This window comes from Methylobacterium sp. Leaf118 (genome assembly GCF_920984675.1).
Classification (GTDB): domain Bacteria; phylum Pseudomonadota; class Alphaproteobacteria; order Rhizobiales; family Beijerinckiaceae; genus Methylobacterium.
The window spans coordinates 1-16,391 of record NZ_CAKLBV010000014.1; the positions used below are offsets into that span (position 1 = coordinate 1).

Annotated in this window: 18 protein-coding genes, 1 tRNA gene and 2 pseudogenes; 6 read left to right on the plus strand and 15 right to left on the minus strand. The window is 67.9% G+C overall.

The window, feature by feature from the left end:
- Both LW587_RS08190 and mdoH read left to right on the plus strand, forming a co-directional pair.
- On the plus strand, positions 1-1,518 hold a 1,518-nt coding region (locus tag LW587_RS08190), incomplete at its 5' end, for a glucan biosynthesis protein (protein ID WP_232629098.1).
- 131 nt (positions 1,519-1,649) lie between these two features.
- Positions 1,650-3,728 (plus strand): glucans biosynthesis glucosyltransferase MdoH, encoded by a 2,079-nt coding sequence (gene mdoH, locus LW587_RS08195; RefSeq protein ID WP_232629209.1) that lies wholly within the window; start codon positions 1,650-1,652, stop codon positions 3,726-3,728.
- 473 nt (positions 3,729-4,201) lie between these two features.
- On the opposite strand, the gene LW587_RS08200 is transcribed toward mdoH, so the two are convergent.
- A complete protein-coding gene (locus tag LW587_RS08200) occupies positions 4,202-4,495 on the minus strand; it encodes a hypothetical protein (protein ID WP_232629099.1) in 294 nt (97 codons plus the stop codon).
- Between the two features lie 289 nt (positions 4,496-4,784).
- On the opposite strand from LW587_RS08200, the gene LW587_RS08205 reads away from it, so the two are divergent.
- Positions 4,785-6,962, plus strand: a complete 2,178-nt coding sequence (locus LW587_RS08205) for a hypothetical protein (RefSeq protein WP_232629100.1) — start codon at positions 4,785-4,787, stop codon at positions 6,960-6,962.
- Between the two features lie 23 nt (positions 6,963-6,985).
- Here LW587_RS08205 and tnpC read toward each other — a convergent pair whose 3' ends face one another.
- Positions 6,986-8,206, minus strand: coding sequence for an IS66 family transposase (tnpC, locus tag LW587_RS08210; protein ID WP_232629101.1), 1,221 nt, complete (start codon positions 8,204-8,206; stop codon positions 6,986-6,988).
- A pseudogene (locus tag LW587_RS24205) lies at positions 8,166-8,342 on the minus strand (transposase domain-containing protein); the annotation flags it as partial. The gene tnpC and the pseudogene LW587_RS24205, both read right to left, overlap by 41 nt.
- On the opposite strand from LW587_RS24205, the gene LW587_RS08215 reads away from it, so the two are divergent.
- The 3 genes from LW587_RS08215 to LW587_RS08225 all read left to right on the plus strand — a co-directional run bounded on the left by LW587_RS08215 (position 8,256) and on the right by LW587_RS08225 (position 10,462).
- The gene (locus LW587_RS08215; RefSeq protein WP_232629102.1) at positions 8,256-8,909 is read left to right on the plus strand and encodes a tyrosine-type recombinase/integrase; all 654 of its coding nucleotides are present in this window, start codon (positions 8,256-8,258) and stop codon (positions 8,907-8,909) included. The pseudogene LW587_RS24205 and the gene LW587_RS08215 overlap by 87 nt on opposite strands.
- A 78-nt stretch (positions 8,910-8,987) precedes the next feature.
- Positions 8,988-9,077, plus strand: a tRNA-Ser gene (locus LW587_RS08220).
- Positions 9,078-9,187: 110 nt separating this feature from the next.
- Entirely contained in the window at positions 9,188-10,462 is a 1,275-nt protein-coding gene (locus LW587_RS08225; RefSeq protein ID WP_332839826.1) for a tyrosine-type recombinase/integrase, read from the plus strand.
- On the opposite strand, the gene LW587_RS08230 is transcribed toward LW587_RS08225, so the two are convergent.
- From LW587_RS08230 to LW587_RS08285, 12 genes and pseudogenes are all read right to left on the minus strand, one after another.
- Positions 10,384-10,659 (minus strand): helix-turn-helix domain-containing protein, encoded by a 276-nt coding sequence (locus tag LW587_RS08230; protein WP_232629103.1) that lies wholly within the window; start codon positions 10,657-10,659, stop codon positions 10,384-10,386. The two genes, LW587_RS08225 and LW587_RS08230, sit on opposite strands and share 79 nt — an antisense overlap.
- 16 nt (positions 10,660-10,675) lie before the next feature.
- On the minus strand, positions 10,676-11,221 hold the full coding sequence (locus tag LW587_RS08235) for a hypothetical protein (RefSeq protein ID WP_232629104.1): 546 nt from the start codon (positions 11,219-11,221) through the stop codon (positions 10,676-10,678).
- Positions 11,211-11,585 (minus strand): hypothetical protein, encoded by a 375-nt coding sequence (locus tag LW587_RS08240; protein ID WP_232629105.1) that lies wholly within the window; start codon positions 11,583-11,585, stop codon positions 11,211-11,213. The genes LW587_RS08235 and LW587_RS08240 overlap by 11 nt, the downstream gene beginning before the upstream one ends.
- A complete protein-coding gene (locus tag LW587_RS08245; RefSeq protein ID WP_232629106.1) occupies positions 11,575-11,802 on the minus strand; it encodes a hypothetical protein in 228 nt (75 codons plus the stop codon). Before LW587_RS08245 ends, LW587_RS08240 begins: the two co-directional genes overlap by 11 nt.
- Positions 11,795-12,376: a hypothetical protein gene (locus tag LW587_RS08250; RefSeq protein WP_232629107.1), complete on the minus strand. Its 582-nt coding sequence runs from the start codon at positions 12,374-12,376 to the stop codon at positions 11,795-11,797. The genes LW587_RS08245 and LW587_RS08250 overlap by 8 nt, the downstream gene beginning before the upstream one ends.
- Before the next feature lie 198 nt (positions 12,377-12,574).
- Positions 12,575-12,853 (minus strand): hypothetical protein, encoded by a 279-nt coding sequence (locus LW587_RS08255; protein WP_232629108.1) that lies wholly within the window; start codon positions 12,851-12,853, stop codon positions 12,575-12,577.
- 1 nt (position 12,854) lies between these two features.
- Positions 12,855-13,586, minus strand: coding sequence for a hypothetical protein (locus LW587_RS08260; RefSeq protein ID WP_232629109.1), 732 nt, complete (start codon positions 13,584-13,586; stop codon positions 12,855-12,857).
- A 2-nt stretch (positions 13,587-13,588) separates the two neighbouring features.
- Complete coding sequence (locus LW587_RS08265; protein ID WP_232629110.1) at positions 13,589-13,882, minus strand: hypothetical protein; 294 nt, start codon at positions 13,880-13,882, stop codon at positions 13,589-13,591.
- Between the two features lie 269 nt (positions 13,883-14,151).
- Complete coding sequence (locus tag LW587_RS08270; protein ID WP_232629111.1) at positions 14,152-15,195, minus strand: hypothetical protein; 1,044 nt, start codon at positions 15,193-15,195, stop codon at positions 14,152-14,154.
- Positions 15,192-15,473: a hypothetical protein gene (locus tag LW587_RS08275; RefSeq protein WP_232629112.1), complete on the minus strand. Its 282-nt coding sequence runs from the start codon at positions 15,471-15,473 to the stop codon at positions 15,192-15,194. Before LW587_RS08275 ends, LW587_RS08270 begins: the two co-directional genes overlap by 4 nt.
- 124 nt (positions 15,474-15,597) lie before the next feature.
- Positions 15,598-15,909 (minus strand): helix-turn-helix domain-containing protein, encoded by a 312-nt coding sequence (locus LW587_RS08280; protein ID WP_232629113.1) that lies wholly within the window; start codon positions 15,907-15,909, stop codon positions 15,598-15,600.
- Positions 15,910-15,967: 58 nt separating this feature from the next.
- Positions 15,968-16,390, minus strand: a pseudogene (locus LW587_RS08285) (helix-turn-helix domain-containing protein); the annotation flags it as partial.
- Position 16,391: the final 1 nt, after the last annotated feature.

The window sequence follows — 16,391 nt, forward strand, 5'->3', positions numbered from 1 at the left end:
GCCGCCCTGACCCTGCTGCCCGCGGGCGCCCTGGCGCAGGACGCCGCTCCGGCCCTGCCCGCCGCCGGCTCGGCCTTCTCGGACGCGACCGTGCCGGACCTCGCCCGGGCGCTCGGCCGGCGCCCCTTCGTGGCGAGCCCCACCGATGACCTGCCGGACGGTCTGAAAAACCTCTCGCGGGAGCAGTACCGGGCCATCCGCATCCGCCCCGACGGGCTGGTCTGGGGCGGCGAGCCGCACGGCGTCGCCCTGGAGCCGCTCCTGCGCGGCTTCTACTTCACCGATCGGGTCGCGCTCTTCACCGTCGAGGACGGGATCGTCCGCCCCATCGCCTACGATCCCGCCGGCTACGACAGCGGCGGCGCCGCCCTGCCGGAGGCCGGTAAGGAGCCGGGCTTTTCCGGCCTGCGCATCCGCGCCCGGATCGGCGAGACGCATCAAGACTTCGCGATCCTCCAGGGCGCCTGCTTCTATCGCCTGATCGGGCAGGGCCAGGATTTCGGCGTCAACGGCCGCGCCCTGATGCTGCGCCCCGCCGACCCGCGCGGCGAGGAATTCCCGCGCTGGCGCGCCCTGTTCGTCGAGCGGCCGAAGGAGGCCGGCCGCCCCCTCGTGATCCACGCGCTGGTTGATTCCGAATCGCTCGCCGCCGCCTTCCGGCTGGAACTCACGCCGGGCGAGACCGCCGGGGCCACGGTCGCCGCCACGCTGGTGACCCGCCGCGACATCGAGCATCTCGGCCTTGCCGGCATGCAGGCCCCGTTCCTGTTCGGTCCCCACGACCGGCGCGGGGCCGACGACGCCCGGGCCGCGGCCTACGCGGCGGGCGGTCTCCAGATCCGCAACGGCGGCGAGGAGGCGATCTGGCGCCCGGTGCGCAACCCCGAGACGCTCCAGATCTCGAGCTTCGTCGACAGCGGGCCGAAGGGGTTCGGCCTGATCCAGCGCGACCGCAGCTTCGAGACCTTCGAGGACGACCGGCGCCGTTGGGAGCGCGGCCCCTCCCTCTGGGTCGAGCCCGGCGAGGCCGCGGGCGTCGAGGGCCTGTGGGGGGAGGGGGCCGTCACCCTCATCGAGATCCCGAGCGACGCCGAGATCAACGAGAATGTGATCGCCTATTGGCGGCCCAAGGCGCCGCTGCCCGCGGGCCGGGAGGTCCACCTCACCTACCGTCAGGCCTGGGGAAGCGAGCCCGGGATCGCGCCGCTCGCCCGCGTCACGGGCACCCGCAGCGGACGCGGGGGCGCCAATCCACGCCGGCTGTTCCTGGTCGACTTCACGGGCGAGGCCTTGTTCACCCCCGAAGGCGCCGCGCGGCCCCTCGAGACCGTGCTGATCGTCGGGCAGGGCAAGCTCGTGGAGGGGGCGACCCGCTGGTTCGTCCGCCCCGAGCAGCGCACCGTGCGGGTCGCGTTCGAGATCGATCCCGGCAGCGAGCGGGCGAGCGAGCTGCGCCTTGCCCTGAAGACGGAAGGTCGGCAGATCACCGAGACGTGGCTGTACCGCTGGACGCCCTGAGCGTCCGGCGAACCGGAGCATCGATGTCTGACACCGCCGAGATCCCTCGCGAGATCCCTCGCGAGATCCCCCGCGAGATCGCCCCGACGCAGGAGCCGGACGGCGGGCGCGCGGTCACCCTCGCGCCGGCCATGCCGCCGCGCGCGCCCCTGGCAATGCCGGTGCAGGACCTGCGCCGGGCGTCCGCGCCGACGCGCGCGGGCGGGGGCGGGCCTCTGCCGGCCCGCCTGTTCGTGTTCGGGGGCGCCGCGGCGCTCACCGCCTACGGCGCGTGGCAGATGTACGAGGTGATCTCGGTCTCCGGCGGCGCCACCTGGCTGCAATACGTGCTGCTGGTGCTGTTCGTTCTGAACTTCTCGTGGATCGCGCTGGCCTTCACCGCGGCGCTTCTCGGCTTCGCGGCCCTCCTGCGGGCCGGCCCCGAGGCGCCGGTGCCGACGGCCCTGACCACCCGCACCGCGGTCGTCATGCCGGTCTACAACGAGGGCAGCGCCCGGGTCTTCGCCGGTCTCCAGGCGATGCACGACGCGGTCGAGGCCACGGGCCTCGGCACCGCGTTCGACTGGTTCGTGCTCTCGGATTCGACGCAAGCCGACGCCTGGATCGCCGAGGAACGCGCCTTCCGGGCGCTGCGGGCCGAACTCGGCCCGGAGGCGCGCCTCTATTACCGGCATCGCGAGAAGAACCATCACCGCAAGGCCGGCAACATCGCCGATTTCGTCACCGGCTGGGGCGCCGCCTACGACCACATGCTGGTGCTCGACGCCGACAGCCTGCTCACGGGCGAGTGCATCGTCCGCCTCGCCGCCGCCATGGAGGCCGACCCGCAGGCCGGCATCGTCCAGAGCCTGCCGCTCATCATCAACCGCAACACCCTGTTCGCGCGGCTCCAGCAATTCGCGGCGCGCATCTACGGCCCGGTCATTGCCACCGGCCTGTCGGTCTGGTCCGGCCGCGACAGCAATTACTGGGGCCACAACGCCATCATCCGGATGCGTGCCTTCGCCGAGGCCGCCGGCCTGCCCGACCTGAAGGGCCGTCCGCCCTTCGGCGGCCATATCCTCAGCCACGATTTCGTCGAGGCGGCCCTGATCCGCCGCGCGGGCTGGGGCGTGACCATGCTGCCGCGGCTGGAGGGCTCCTACGAGGAGAGCCCGCCCTCCCTGATCGATCTGGCCGTGCGGGACCGGCGCTGGGCCCAGGGGAACCTGCAGCACGCCCGCGTCATCGGCGCGGCGGGTCTCGCCCCGGCCTCCCGCCAGCACTTCGCCACGGGCATCGCCGGCTACGTCGCCTCGCCGCTCTGGCTGGCGCAGCTCGTCATCGGCCTCATCATCGTGCTGCAGACCGCCTGGGTGCGTCCCGAGTATTTTTCCGCGGAGTTCGGCCTCTACCCGGTCTGGCCCCGCTTCGATCCCGTGCGCGCGCTCCAACTCTTCGCCCTCACCATGGGCATCCTGCTGGCTCCGAAATTCCTGGGATTGCTTCTCGCGCTGCTCGATGCGCGGATCCGGCGGGCCAGCGGCGGGGTCGGGCGCCTGACCCTCTCCTTCCTCATCGAGATCCTGCTCTCGGCGCTGATCGCGCCGATCGCGATGGTGGTCCAGTCGGGCTCGGTCTTCCAGATCCTGGCCGGGCGCGACACCGGCTGGAACCCGCAGCGGCGCGACGACGGCTCGATTCCCCTCTCCGACATCGTGCGCCGCCATCGCTGGCACACCGGGCTCGGGATCGTCACGGGCATCGCCGCCTTCGCGATCGCGACCTCGCTGTTCCTCTGGATGTCGCCGACGATCCTCGGCCTCGTCCTGGCGATTCCGCTCTCCTGGGCGAGCGGACAGCTGGCGCTCGGCCTCGCCCTCAAGCGGCGTGGCCTGCTCGTCACCCCAGAGGAGGAGGCGCCCCCCGCCATCGCGCGGCACGCGGGCGAACTCGCCGCCCGCAACGCGGCGCGCGGCTTCGACGACACAGACGCGCTGGCGGCCCTGCACGCCGACCCCGACCTCGCCCGCGACCATGCCGCGATGCTGCCCGAGGGCCGCGCCCGCACCCGCGGCCAGATCGACGCCGAGCACACGCTCGCCCGCGCCAAGATCGTCGAGGCGGAAACGCTGCCCGAAGCGCAGGCCTGGCTCTCACCCCGCGAGCGCTTCGCCCTTCTCCACGACCGTGCACTGCTCGACCAACTCACCCGCCTGCGCCCGGCCTGATCCCCCGCAATGACGGGCGTCGGCCCGCGGCCCTAGACACGACGAACCGGCCCGGCGTCCCGCGCCGGTTCGGGGAAGGGTGGCCGAGTGGATTAAGGCAGCGGTCTTGAAACTCGCTCTCGGCCATCCTGACAAATCCTTTTCAGTTCGCTTAGCTGTTGTCCTGTATGCGTTTTTCGCCTCGCAACGCCGTCCTCATGCCGGCCCATCACGGCCTGTGATACCGAGTTGGGCAGCAAAAGCGGTAGCAGATAGCCCCTGTCTGTTCGGGTAGAGAGGCTGCAATGCTGGCGGCGAGATCGGCGGTCGTGAGGCCCGGCCGGGCTGCGAAAGGTGGACGCCAAACGTCCAGGTTTCCGTTCAGTCCGCCGGGCCGGGTACCGACTTGGCCCTCGCTGCGGGAGCGGGCACGGCTCTCGGATCGCCACTTCGATCCCTGATCCGGGCTCCGCTTGATCAAAGCGGAGCCCGGATCAGGCAAGCCCGCGCGGCGTTTGAGCGAAGCCCAAATCCGCCATCCCGAAGGGATCAACCGGATTTGGGAAGGGATCAACCGGATTTGGTATGAGTGGGAGCTTGAGTTCTCTCCGCTTTCCCGCCGCGTGACGCGGCATGGCGTGACCATCCAAGTCCACATCTACCGCTTCGCCGGCACAAACGACGGCGGGACGCTTGAGGTCGTCGATCATGAGGATGGATAGACCGTCTGGGACGGGAATTTCGAGACCGACGTAGAGGCCTACGAGGTCTTCGAGCAATGCGTCCATAAGGAAGGCACCCGAACGTTCTCGGAGGACACGGCCACGCGGCACTGATCCCACCGCCGCGACCTCCATCGCCGAAGACTGCACGCCCGAGCGGCAGCGCCCCATTTGCCCCGGTCGTGGAGCTGATCAGTCGGAAATTCGGACGACGATGTGTCCGGGCGCGCCACGACTGCGCTTGACTTCTCGCCTAGTCCACCCGTCAGTCCTCTTCTGAACGGAAGCCGCCGACCGAGCTGCCCGCGGGTTTTCGGGCGCAGAGCCGAGCGCCTGCCACTGAGGAAACGCAATCATGGCCGCCGTTAACACTGCAAGTCTCGTTCGCGTGTCCGTATCCAGCGCAGGCACCGCAGGAAACAGTTCGAGCAACTCAGACGGAATTTCTAAAAACGGACGTTACGTGCTGATTCAAAGCTTCGCCAGCAATATCGTTCAGGACGACGACAACGGCTCCACCGACCTTTTCCTACGCGATACCGTAACGGGCGCCACCACACTGATCTCGGCCGCCCCTGACGGCTCAACTGCCAACGATGTCTCCTCCGCCGGCACGATCTCCGACGATGGCCGATACGTGGCGTTCCAAAGCTATGCCACCGATCTCGTGGGTTCAGATGCTAACGGGCAATACGACGTATTCGTGCGGGACATGCAGTCGGGCGCGACCTTCCGCATCTCTCAGCCCAGCGACGGTACCGAGGGGAACAGTTTCAGCTCCGAACCTCAGATCACCGCGGACGGTCGTACCGTGGTCTTCACCAGCAATGCCAGCAACCTCGTGGCCGGTGACGGCAACGGCTGGTCCGACGTGTTCGCCTACGACATGCTGAGCGGAAAAACCCGGCTAATCTCCGTCGCCACGGACGGCAGCCAGGGTGACGGCGCCAGCTACGAGGCCACCGCTTCGGCCGACGGACGCTACGTCGTGTTCACGAGCAACGCCGGCAACCTCGTCGCGAGCGATACCAACGGCGCCTCCGACATCTTCCTGCGCGACAAGGTGACAGGCGTCACCACCCGCGTCTCGCTCGGAAGCGGCGGTACGCAGACCGACCGCAACAGCTTCCGGGCGGACTTGTCGGACAACGGCCGCTATGTCGTCTTCGAGAGCCTCGCCGGCAACCTCCTCGCGAACGACACCAACGGTCAGGTTGACGTCTTCCTGCGCGACATGGCGACGGGCACGACCAAGCTCGTCTCTGCGAACGCGGGCGGCGTCATTGGGAACGCCGGGAGCTACAATGCTGGCATCTCGGCCGATGGACGCTACGTCGTGTTCGAGAGCGAGGCCACCAACCTCGTCGCGGGTGACACCAACAGCAAGAGTGACATCTTCCTGCGCGACACCCTTGCGGGAACCACCACCCGCCTGTCCCTGGCCTGGAACGGAGCGGAGGGCAACCAAGCGTCTAACGATCCGCACATCTCCTCCGACGGGCGGTTCGTCACCTTCTCGAGCAATGCAACCAACTTCGTGCGCGGCGACACCAACGGCAACGCGGACGTGTTCCGCGTTTCGCTCGTCGCCTCGGACGCGGCCGACCGCATGATCGGCTCGGACGGCGCCGACACGATCAGTGGCCTCGGCGGGGCCGACATCCTTGATGGCGGGCTCGGTGCCGACACTCTTACGGGCGGGGCGGGGGACGATACCTTCATCGTCGACAATGCCGGCGACAAGGTCATCGAGGCGGCGGGCGGCGGCTTCGACAGCGTCGTCACGAGCGTCAGCTACGCCCTCACCGCCGGACAGGCCATCGAGAACCTTGACACGATCGATCCAACCGCACTCGCCTCCATCAACCTCACCGGCAACGCCAGCGCCAACACGCTCACCGGCAACGACGGTGCCAACACCCTCAATGGGGGAGCCGGCGCCGACGTGCTGATCGGGCGCTTCGGCTCCGACACATACTATGTCGACACCCGTGCCGACCAAGTCATCGAGGGGGTGGGCGAAGGCAACGATACGGTACTTTCCTCGGTGAGCTACATGCTGGCGGCGGGCCAGGAAATCGAGGCGCTGCGGCTCCTCGTCTCGACCGGATCGGCGGCGCTCAACCTAACCGGCAACGCACGCGCTCAGTCGTTGACCGGCAACACCGGTGCCAACATCTTGGATGGCGGTTGGGGCAACGACGTGCTGACCGGCCGGGGTGGAGCCGACACCTTCGTCTTCAACAGCGCCATCGGCCCCGGCAATGTCGACCGCATCACCGACTTCGCCTCCGACGACACGATCCGGCTCTCCGACGCCATCTTCACGGCGCTGGCCCCCGGCCCGCTCGCGGGCGCTGCGTTCAAGAACCTCGATTCGGGACCGGTCGATGCCAGCGACCGCCTCCTCTACAAACAATCGACCGGTGAGCTCTTCTACGACGCGGACGGCTCGGGGAGCGCAGTGAAGGTGAAGATCGCCGTGTTCGACAACAAAGCCGCGCTCTTCGCCGACGACTTCTTGATCGCGTAAGCCGCACCGGCGCACGGGTAACCTCACTGCGGCTGAGACGCCTGGGGATTAGGATCATTGAGACTCGGAGATGTGCCCGGCGGTTGTCTCATACCTCTCGCGTTTTTGTTTAGGAGCCGGCGAACAGGTAAGTCTTGCGCCCGACCGCCGCGCAGCGCCCGCTCGGCCGCGTTGTTGTCGAGCGCGATGCGTCCGTCGTCGAAGGCGCGGATGAGCGCCGACCAGCGGGCCAACATGGTGCGCAGCGCCTTGGCCCGTTCGGACCGCCCCGGCAGCTGGGTCAGGCTTCGTTCCGCCCACAGCTTCAGCGCCGCCGCCAGCGGCTTCGCGTGGGCCTGCCGCTCACGGGTGCGGGCGTCGGGCGGCTTGCCGTGCAGCTCACGCTCGATCCCGGAGAGCGCGCCGATCCGCGCCAGTGCCTCCGCGGCCAGCGCCGAGCCGGTCGCGGCATGCACGTCGAAGATCTTGCGGCGCAGATGAGCCCAACAGGCCGCCTCCGTCAGCGGGCCGCCCGGTCGGGCATTCTCGTAGAGTGCGTTGAAGCCGGCATAGCCGTCGGCCACCAACACGCTGGAGAAGCCTGCCAGATGCGCGAGCGGGCGCTCGCCCCGGCGGTCGGCCGAAGCGTAGAACACGGCCGCCGGCGGACGGGTGCCACCGTGGGGACGCTCGTCGCGCACGTAGGTCCAGAGCCGGCCGGTCCGGGTCTTGCCGCTGCCCGGCGCCAGCACCGGGATCGGCGTGTCGTCGCCGTGCAGGACGGCCGAGCCGGCAATCACCTCCCGGCGCAGGAGATCGACCAGCGGCCTCAAGGTGGCCGCGATGGCACCGAGCCAGCCGGAGAGCGTCGAGGTGGCCAGGTCCACCCCGTCACGGGCATAGATCTCGGCTTGGCGGTAGAGCGGCAGGTGGTCGTCGAACTTCGCCACCGCGATGTGGGCGAGCAGCCCGGGACCGGCCCGTCCGCGGGGAACGGCGTGGTGGGGCGCGGGGGCCTGCACCACCTGCTCGCAGGCACGGCAGGCAAAAGCCTCGCGCACGTGGCGCACGACCTTGAAGCGGCCCGGCACGTAGTCGAGGCTCTCGGTCACGTCCTCGCCGATCCGGCGTGAGCCCCCGCCACAGGCCGGGCAGGTGCAGGGGCCGGCATGAACCACGCTCGCGCGCGGCAGGTGCTCGGGCAAGGCCCGCCGGGCCAGCCTGAGGCGTGCAGCTTCCACCGACTGGGCCACGCGGCGCGGCACCCAAGCGCTCGGCCGCGTCGGTCTCCAGCGCCTCGATGGCCAGTTCGAGTTGCTCGACCCGCTCGCCGAGCTTCTCGGAGGAGCCACCGAACCGCGCCCGCTTCAGCCGGGCGAGTTCGAAGCGCAGCTTCTCGATCAGGGTGTCGGCCTGGACCGCCTCGCGCGCCATGCCGACGATCAGACGCTTGAGCGCGTCGACGTCGTCGGGCAGCAGGGCAGGATCGAGAGCCACGCCAACAGCTTAGGCCTTGCGGAAGGGGCTCGCCACAGCCTCGGTCCCGGACACGACCGGCTCGGTAATCTTCCGCCTCAGCCCGCGATCGTCGGCCGGTCGGTGCGCCGCGGCGTGCGCCAGTCGATGCCCTCCAGCAGCATGGCGAGCAGGGCCGGCGTCAGCGCCGCCGCGGCCCCGGCGGTGGCCGGCCAGCCGGTACAGCCCAACAGCCTGACCCACGAATTCATGCGGATCCTGGCTCTGGCAGCGACGCTGCCCCGCATCCGCTTCCACGACCTTCGGCACAGCCACGCGACGCAGATGCTGGCCAACGGCATCCACCCGAAAATCGCGCAGGAGCGCCTTGGCCGCTCCAGCATCGCGATCACCCTGGACCTGTACAGCCACGTTCTGCCGGGAATGCAGGAGGATGCGGCAACGAAGGTTGACGCTGCCCTGCGGGCGGCCATAGACAGGACCGCGGGCTGAAGTGGTAGCAAAGCGGTAGCAAACGCGGTTTTCGGCGCCAGACGTCGGAGCCGATTTCTCCAGGCATCTTAAAGGCTTGGAAGGGTGGCCGAGTGGTTTAAGGCAGCGGTCTTGAAAACCGCCGTGGGGGCAACTCCACCGTGGGTTCGAATCCCACCCCTTCCGCCAGCGAAAAATGCGATAGTGTCCGATATTTTCCACGGGTGTGTGCGCATCGACCTTGCTCCTGAGACAGGACACGCCCTAACCGTCCAATGGCGTCCTAACCCGAGAGCGCCTTGTCGCGTGTCGCGGTGGGGATGGCGGTGGGGACGATTGTGGGGCTGGTGGGGATGGCGAATGCAATCAATCGCCTGACGGCTCGCAAGGTGCAGTCGCTGACCACTCCGGGCCGACACGCCGACGGCGGCGGGCTCTATCTCAACATCAGCCCTAGCGGCGCGAAAAGCTGGGTCATGCTCTTCCGTATGGGTGGGAAGCGCCACGAGATGGGGCTCGGCGCTATCAACTCCGTCCCCCTCACGGCCGCCCGAGATCTGGCGAGCGCGGCCCGGCAGAAGATCGCGTCTGGCACGAACCCTCTCACCGAGAAGAGAGAGGCGTCCCCACCACCCATCCCCACCAAGGCGGTCACCTTTGGTGAGGTGGCGCAGACCTACATGGCCGATCAGGAGGTGGGGTGGAAGAACGAGGCGCACCGCAAGCAGTGGCGCCAGACCTTGGAGGTGCAGGCCGCCGCGATCTGGCCGATGCCGGTCGCACAGATCTCCACTAACGACGTGCTCGACGTGCTGCGACCGATATGGGCAACGAAGAGCGAGACGGCTCGGCGCATCCGAGGGCGGATTGAGCGTGTCCTCGACGCTGCCCGAACCAGCGGGCATCGAAGCGGCGAGAACCCGGCCCGCTGGCGCGGGCACCTCGATACGATCCTGCCCCGGGTCAAGAAGCTCAAGCGCGGCCATCACGCCGCGATGCCGCGGACGAAGCTGCCCGGCTTCTACCGATACCTGTGCCACCGTCCCGAGCTGAGTGCCCTTGCCCTCAGGCTGACGATCCTCACGGCGGCCCGCACGGGCGAAACCCGCGGGATGACCTGGAACGAAATCGACATGGCTGAAGCCCTGTGGACTGTTCCGGGCGAGCGGATGAAGGGCGGGCGCGAACACCGCGTGCCTTTGACGGCAGAGACGATCACCATCCTTGAGGAGGCGCGAGCCATCGCGCCGGGACCGTGCAATCTGGTGTTCCCTTCGACCAAGCTGGCGAAGCTCAGCGACATGGTGTTCCTGATGCTCCTGCGCCGGGGGAAGATGGGCGACTTCACGACCCACGGCTTTCGCTCCACCTTCCGCGATTGGGTGGACGAAGAGACCGACTTCCCAGGGGACGTTGCCGAGGCCGCCTTGGCCCACCTCGTCGGAGATGAGACGGAGCGAGCGTATCGGCGCGGCGATGCCCTGGCGAAGCGGCGTCATTTGATGGAGGCCTGGGCGAACTTCGTGTGCGGCGTCAGCGGCGCCGAGCGCAACACACGCAGCAACTCTTCATGAGCGATGAGCGTGGCGCCGCCGAGATGCCGTGCCTCAAGATCTCCGTCGGCCATCATCTTGTAGATGGTGGAGCGGCTGACGCCGAGGACGTGCGCCGCGTCTCCCGGTCGATAGGCGATCGGCGTGAGCGCGTGCTTGATCTCGCGGCCCGGCTTGCGGGCGGACGAAGAGCTGCCAGCGGTCTGTTCGTCGAGCATGGTCCCTCCTTCCTCCCTACCCATCCGCTCCCTCCCGCCCGCTTTGGGCCGTGTCCGTAAGGGCGGAGCGGCCGGGTTCGTCTCCCTCCTGTGCGGGGCGGAGGGGAAGGGGCCTCGGCCGCCCGTTCTCTCCGAAGGTCACGCCGCATCTTTCGGCCCAGGCGATGTATTCAGCCTCGCGCTCGGGGCTGTAGAAGCCTTGGTCGGACACCTCCTCCCAAATCTTCCGCATCGTGCCGAGCCTGTTGCTGAGGATGCGAGCGTGCCGAACCGGCTCTCGCGTGCCGAGGCCCGGTATTGTCTTCCATTCGTAGTATCCCGGCATCCCTATGGCGTGGTCATACCGGATCGCCATGCTCATCAGCAGGCCGGGCGGCGGCTCGGAAGGCCGCGCCCCGTCCTCGCGGTCCTTCGACCGGAGGGCGGCGATCTCGGCCTCAATGACCTCGACCGCATGCCGGGCCTTCGCAGCCCGCAGGCTGATCGTGCCGTTGTTGGCCTCGTGTGGCTTCAGGTAAGCCAGGGCGTCGGATAGGCTCGCGATCTCCTGATCATGCGTCATGGCGGGCTCCTTCGGTCTGGGCGATGAGGGCCGCTGCGTACTTTTCAGAACGGTGATGCGCGCCCGCCCGGCAGGCCGCGTAGGATGCACAGACCCGGTTGTGCTCCCCGTCCTTGCGGTGAACGCAGTAGAAGAACCCTACCGCATGGAGGTTGTTGAGCCGGATACTGTCGGCGTAACTCACACCGACACCCTGCGGGTCGTTGGTGCGGAACAAGCACTCACCGCAGCCTTTCAGCCAAGGGCGCCCGTCCGGCGCCGGGTTCACTATGGCGGCCTCGATGTCTGGGAGCGGCGGGTAGAACTCATCACGCAGCGGCTCGCCATCCGCGGTCATGGGCCTGCGCGCAAGATCAGCGGCCATGGTCAGGGCCCTTCGCTGGGCCGAATTCTTGATCGAGGATGCCCCGAACGAGGTCGACGATCATCTCGCCTTGAGGGTCCGACTTGCGCGTTTCGCTGAGCCCCAGGCTGAGGCCAGCGATCAGCGTGCCCGCCTTGGCACCTTCGCAGAGCCGACGCGTCAGCATCCGCACCAGTTCGTCCGCAATATCCTGGGCTTCACGCTCTCGGTCATTCATGGGTCATGTCCTTCTCTGCGAGGGCGGAAGAGCGCGTCTCGCCCTCCTGCTCGGGCTGGGCGAGGGCGGCGCGGACAGCAGCTTTCCCGGCAGCCAGCCGGGTCATGTAGTCGGGATCGCCGAGTTCATGGCCGAGCGCTTCCGCGGCTGCGACACACAGGTCACACGCGTCCAGCCGTGCCCCCATATCGTTGGGGTCAGGATCGAAGCTCAGCCCCTCGCCGGCCGCGAAGTCCACGAACGGCAGCAGCAGGACCAGAGCCCTCTCATTCCGCTCGACCCTCGCCCTCAGCGCCTCGACCTCGGCGGAGAGGGCGTCGAGCGCGGTTTCGGCGGCTGCAAGGCGGTCGGCTGTCTCAAGCTCTGCGCCCACATGAGGGCAGAGCATCGCGTCATCGGCCCGGTCGCAGCCGGGAAAGCCTGACGCGCACTTCGACCACTCCTCGCGGGGCAGCTTGCAGTAGGCGCATGGGCTGCTGCTATTCGCGAGGCTGGCGCGGAGGATGGTGTTCTCGCGCGATGCTTCAGCCAACGCCTCCCGCAGCGCCTGCGCCTCGGTGGTGGGGGCGGTCATCGGCAGGGCTCCGTTCGCGAGGGCTTGATCTCGCGCCAGAAGATGGGCGCGAGCGCTATCGGCCACGCCAGGGCGAGGATTGGCGCGCCGCCTGCGGGCGTGACGACGCCCGGCTGAGCGAAAAGCGCGCAGTGATACAGAGCGGCCAACAGGTAGGCTGCCGCGAAGCCTTGAGCGAAGCGTCCCACGGCTCAGGCCTTACCTGTTAGGGCCTAGACCAGCGGATCGCTCCGGCTGGTCCGAGGCGCCGGTTTCGGATGTTGTCAGCTTTTGCCGCCTGTCAGGCAGTGGCATCCAGCACTCGATCTCTTCGTCGTGGATCACGTGCCACTGGTGGCCGTCATGGACATACCAGCCCCGATGCTCGCTGACGTGCGAGCGAAGCGAGAACCACTGCGCGATGTACATGCCGTAGCGGGTCTGGATGATGACTTCCTCGTTGTGAGGAGCCGTTGAGGGATCGTTCCAAGAATACATGTCAGACCTCGCCGATCCGGCCTGGGCGTGCGATGTGATCGGCGCGCTGGATCGCGGCCTTCATCGCGTCGAAGGTGCGCTCCTCACGATCCGGGTCATCCGGCTCAAGATCGCCGAGCACGTAATCGAAGGTCGCCAAAGCCTCCGAGATGCGCTCGGACTGGAAGAGTTCAGCGGCTTCTTCGTCCTTGGATGGCGGCCACCGAGGTGTGCCGCGAAGAGCGGTTTCCAGGCGCCGCAGATCGCCAACCGTGAGAGCGGACCTCCAGTCGCCAAACAGGCTTTCGCGCACGGGCTCATCGTCATGAAGGTCGTGAGCAAGGCCGAATTCCATGTCCGCAATACAGGCCCGAAGTACCGCAGCGGCGGCCTCGCGTAGCTTGCCGTCTCCCAAGGCTTGCCGCAGACGAGCCTCCGGAAGGCATTGCCTCCAAATATCTTCTGGCAATCGCGATCCCGTAGGATCGGCCGAACCAACCTTCTCGGCAGCAATAGACCGGGCTATAGCTTCTATGTTTTTCGATATAGCAATGCTCGCGCTCTCGCCCTTGGCGCGGATAGCTGCTGCGATCTCGACTGCTACCTTGTTCTGGCGTTCGGTGCGCTCCCGGATCACCTGCGGCGTGCTCGACAGGGCCTCGCACCGCCAGCATTCTGCTATGCGAGCGCAGTCCTCGTAGGCGTCCGTCGAGATGCTGACGAACAGAGTCGCGTGGGTCGGGGTCTCGGCCATCGTCAGTACTCCGGGTAGAGGGCCGCCCGCATCATGCGGTCGGCGTTTTCCAGGCGGGAAGCGCGGTCGAGGATGTCGTTCTTGGTCGGCATCTCGGAGAGCGCTCGTCCCTCCGGCGCGTGGTCGGCGAGGAAGCGCAGCATCTCGGCTGTGGACTTATCGGCGTTCCCTCCAAGGGCGCAGTGCCTGCCGTTCCGCATTGCGATCGTCAGCGTATCGACGCGGGCGGACAGGACGGCTTTCTCTGCTTCGACCCGCTCAGCGACGCGCCGCCAAGAGCCCGCTTCCTCCTGCAAGCGAGCGATGTGGTCCTCGTAGACTGCGAGGACGCGGGCCGGATCGATGTGACCGCTGGGCGGAATGACGCCGCTGCCGCCGGTAGGCGGAGTAGGGCGCCCTTCTGGCTGATGCTTAGGTTGATGGCCGTGTGTCATAGCTGGCGCCCTCCATTGAAGAGCGCCTGAGCGCTCAGGCTTGCCGACAGGTCGTATGAAAACCCTCCCGCCGACGAACAGCGGACAGTCAAGGGCGAAGCTGCCAAGCCTTGAGCGAAGCGTCCCACGGCTCAGGCCTCCCCAGCAGGGGGAGGAGCGGGCGGATCGCCGGGCGAGAATGCGAGCCACGTCCATGCGTCCATACCGGTCAGCGTAATCGGCTCTAGGTGCCCCCACTCGTTGGTGATGCAAGCGATGTCGTAGGTTGCGGAGGTCTCGCACCACGTCAGAAGCCACCTCTCCCCAAATTCTGCATCGGAGATCGGCAGCCCGTCGCGGACGGTCCAGCGCCACCCGCCCGGATGCTCGCCGGCTGGCGCGGGGGCGGCGTTCAGCAGATCCACGAGCCGGGCGGCTTGCTCCTCAGTTGGCATCGTGAAGAGCGGTTCGTCGCCCTCGTAGACATGGCGCGGCACCTTCCGCCCGACGCGGAAGCGACCCCCCGCATCCCGTCCCCTGTCCGCCGTAGGGGCGGGGGAGGCTTCGAGGAAAGACGCGAACCGCGCGACAAGCTCGGGCTCCATCGCACGCAGGAGCATCCAGTCGTCTGACGTCATAGCAAGGAGTTCGTCGAGGCTGGCCCGGATGTGCGGAGGCAAGGGTTTTTTCTCCCCCCGCCCGTCCGCTCTCGTCTCGCCGCCGCGCTGCCCGGCCAGATGGGCGGCGAGGAGGGTGCGGACGGCAATCCTCGCCGTGTCGATGAGCATCTGCCCGCCGAGCGTGTCCTCGTCCTTACGCAGGCGCTCTAGCCACGCATCCGCTGCGAAGAGGGCGTCGTCCGATGGGCGACCCGCCCGCACCTCCTCCGGCACGCCCGGATTGGTGGCCGGGGTGGAGGGCTTTCGCCCGACGATCGTGCCCGTGCTCAAGATGCTCGTCAGCTTCTCGGCGATGCGCCGCGCGACGATCTCGGCCGAACGCCCTCCGCCAATAAGGATGCGGCACTCGGGCTCATCCGCGCCGTTGGGCCACCGACCAACGAACCACTCCGTGGTCTTCTGCGCCATCGGGTCGATGCGGGGATCGCTGTCGCAGTCATCCTCCGGCCACGCGGACCAGAGAGCAGCCGTCCTCGTCTCAGCGCCAAGCGCGCCCTGGTGGTCGTGGTCGATCATACCTGCCTCCAATCGAACCGCTCCCGCGCTTCAAAGACTTGATGCGTCCACTCATCTTCGGGCGTGCAGGCATCCATCTCGTTCAAGATGTCGCCCAATTGATCCATCAGATCGGATGTTCTTTCGCCGACTTGGTTGAGTATCAAGTTGAAGGCGCCGGCTCGATGTATCCCCTCATAGTGATCGTGGACCTTGGCGATTGCCCTCGCGAGGTGCGCGACAGCCCTGCATTGATCTACAACCTGCCTGCGTTTGGCAGCTAGAACCTCGTCGCTCATCGTCACGCGCTCCTCTCGTGCTGTTCTGGGGATGCGTCCCGGCCTGGGGCGTCCGGGGCGATGCGCGGCGCCGATCGGGGCGCGGGGGTGGGGATCGCGGTACGGGTGACGTCGAGGGCGCCGGTCATGCCCGGGACTCCTCAAGGAGGCGGCGACAGTGACGGGCGGCGTCGAACTCGTCAGAGAGCCGGGCGACATCGGCATAGTCCGACACCAGATCGGCGCGGCGGACCCACGAAGGGATCGGGATTGACCCCGGGGGCGGGACGCGGTTCGGCTTCTTGGCGCTCAAGATCGGGTGGTCGGCCCGGTGATGACGCACGACCCGTTCGACGGTTGAGCGCGTGACGCCGTGAAGGGCGGCCGTCTGGGTCTGGCTCTTGCCCGTGAGTAGGGTCGCGAGGATGCTGTCGCGATCGGCTGAGGGAGTTGCCATGTCAGGGGCCTCCCGTCGGCTTGCCGGACGAGGCCGGGGGCTGGGGCACGCCGACCCGCTCCATCTTGCGGATGGCGTGCAGGATGGTGGTGTGGTCTCGATCGCCGAAGCGTCGGCCGATTTCGGGCAGGCTCATGAGGGGCTTGAGCCGATGCACCGCGTCGATGCAGGCCCAGCGGGCGGCGACAATGCGGGCGCTGCGGCGCGGGCCGACGACTTCGGCATAGGAAACGTCGAACGCGGAGGCGACCTCGGCAATCACGGCCTTGATGGGGGTTTCGCTGGTGAGGGGCCCGCGTTCCTTCTTCTCTTCCGGTCCTGGCCCGGAAGGCGCCGGGAGCGGCAGATTGGGCACGGCGGCAGCGCGTGCTCCGGAAGCGGCCATAGCCGCGTCGCCCTGGCGCTTGAGCGCTGCGCGGACGCGGGCCTGCGCTTCGGAGAGGCTGTGAGGATCGGTGACGGGGACGTAGTCGGTCCGCATG

What these genes read in the sequence shown, in the direction of transcription:
- LW587_RS08270 (WP_232629111.1), bottom strand. Translation starts at nt 15,195, where the DNA reads ATGATCGACCACGACCACCAGGGCGCGCTTGGCGCTGAGACGAGGACG.
- LW587_RS08205 (WP_232629100.1), top strand. Translation starts at nt 4,785, where the DNA reads ATGGCCGCCGTTAACACTGCAAGTCTCGTTCGCGTGTCCGTATCCAGC.
- LW587_RS08200 (WP_232629099.1), bottom strand. Translation starts at nt 4,495, where the DNA reads ATGGACGCATTGCTCGAAGACCTCGTAGGCCTCTACGTCGGTCTCGAA.
- LW587_RS08255 (WP_232629108.1), bottom strand. Translation starts at nt 12,853, where the DNA reads ATGTATTCTTGGAACGATCCCTCAACGGCTCCTCACAACGAGGAAGTC.
- LW587_RS08250 (WP_232629107.1), bottom strand. Translation starts at nt 12,376, where the DNA reads ATGACCGCCCCCACCACCGAGGCGCAGGCGCTGCGGGAGGCGTTGGCT.
- LW587_RS08230 (WP_232629103.1), bottom strand. Translation starts at nt 10,659, where the DNA reads ATGCTCGACGAACAGACCGCTGGCAGCTCTTCGTCCGCCCGCAAGCCG.
- LW587_RS08280 (WP_232629113.1), bottom strand. Translation starts at nt 15,909, where the DNA reads ATGGCAACTCCCTCAGCCGATCGCGACAGCATCCTCGCGACCCTACTC.
- mdoH (WP_232629209.1), top strand. Translation starts at nt 1,650, where the DNA reads ATGCCGCCGCGCGCGCCCCTGGCAATGCCGGTGCAGGACCTGCGCCGG.
- LW587_RS08260 (WP_232629109.1), bottom strand. Translation starts at nt 13,586, where the DNA reads ATGGCCGAGACCCCGACCCACGCGACTCTGTTCGTCAGCATCTCGACG.
- LW587_RS08240 (WP_232629105.1), bottom strand. Translation starts at nt 11,585, where the DNA reads ATGGCCGCTGATCTTGCGCGCAGGCCCATGACCGCGGATGGCGAGCCG.
- LW587_RS08275 (WP_232629112.1), bottom strand. Translation starts at nt 15,473, where the DNA reads ATGAGCGACGAGGTTCTAGCTGCCAAACGCAGGCAGGTTGTAGATCAA.
- LW587_RS08235 (WP_232629104.1), bottom strand. Translation starts at nt 11,221, where the DNA reads ATGACGCATGATCAGGAGATCGCGAGCCTATCCGACGCCCTGGCTTAC.
- LW587_RS08245 (WP_232629106.1), bottom strand. Translation starts at nt 11,802, where the DNA reads ATGAATGACCGAGAGCGTGAAGCCCAGGATATTGCGGACGAACTGGTG.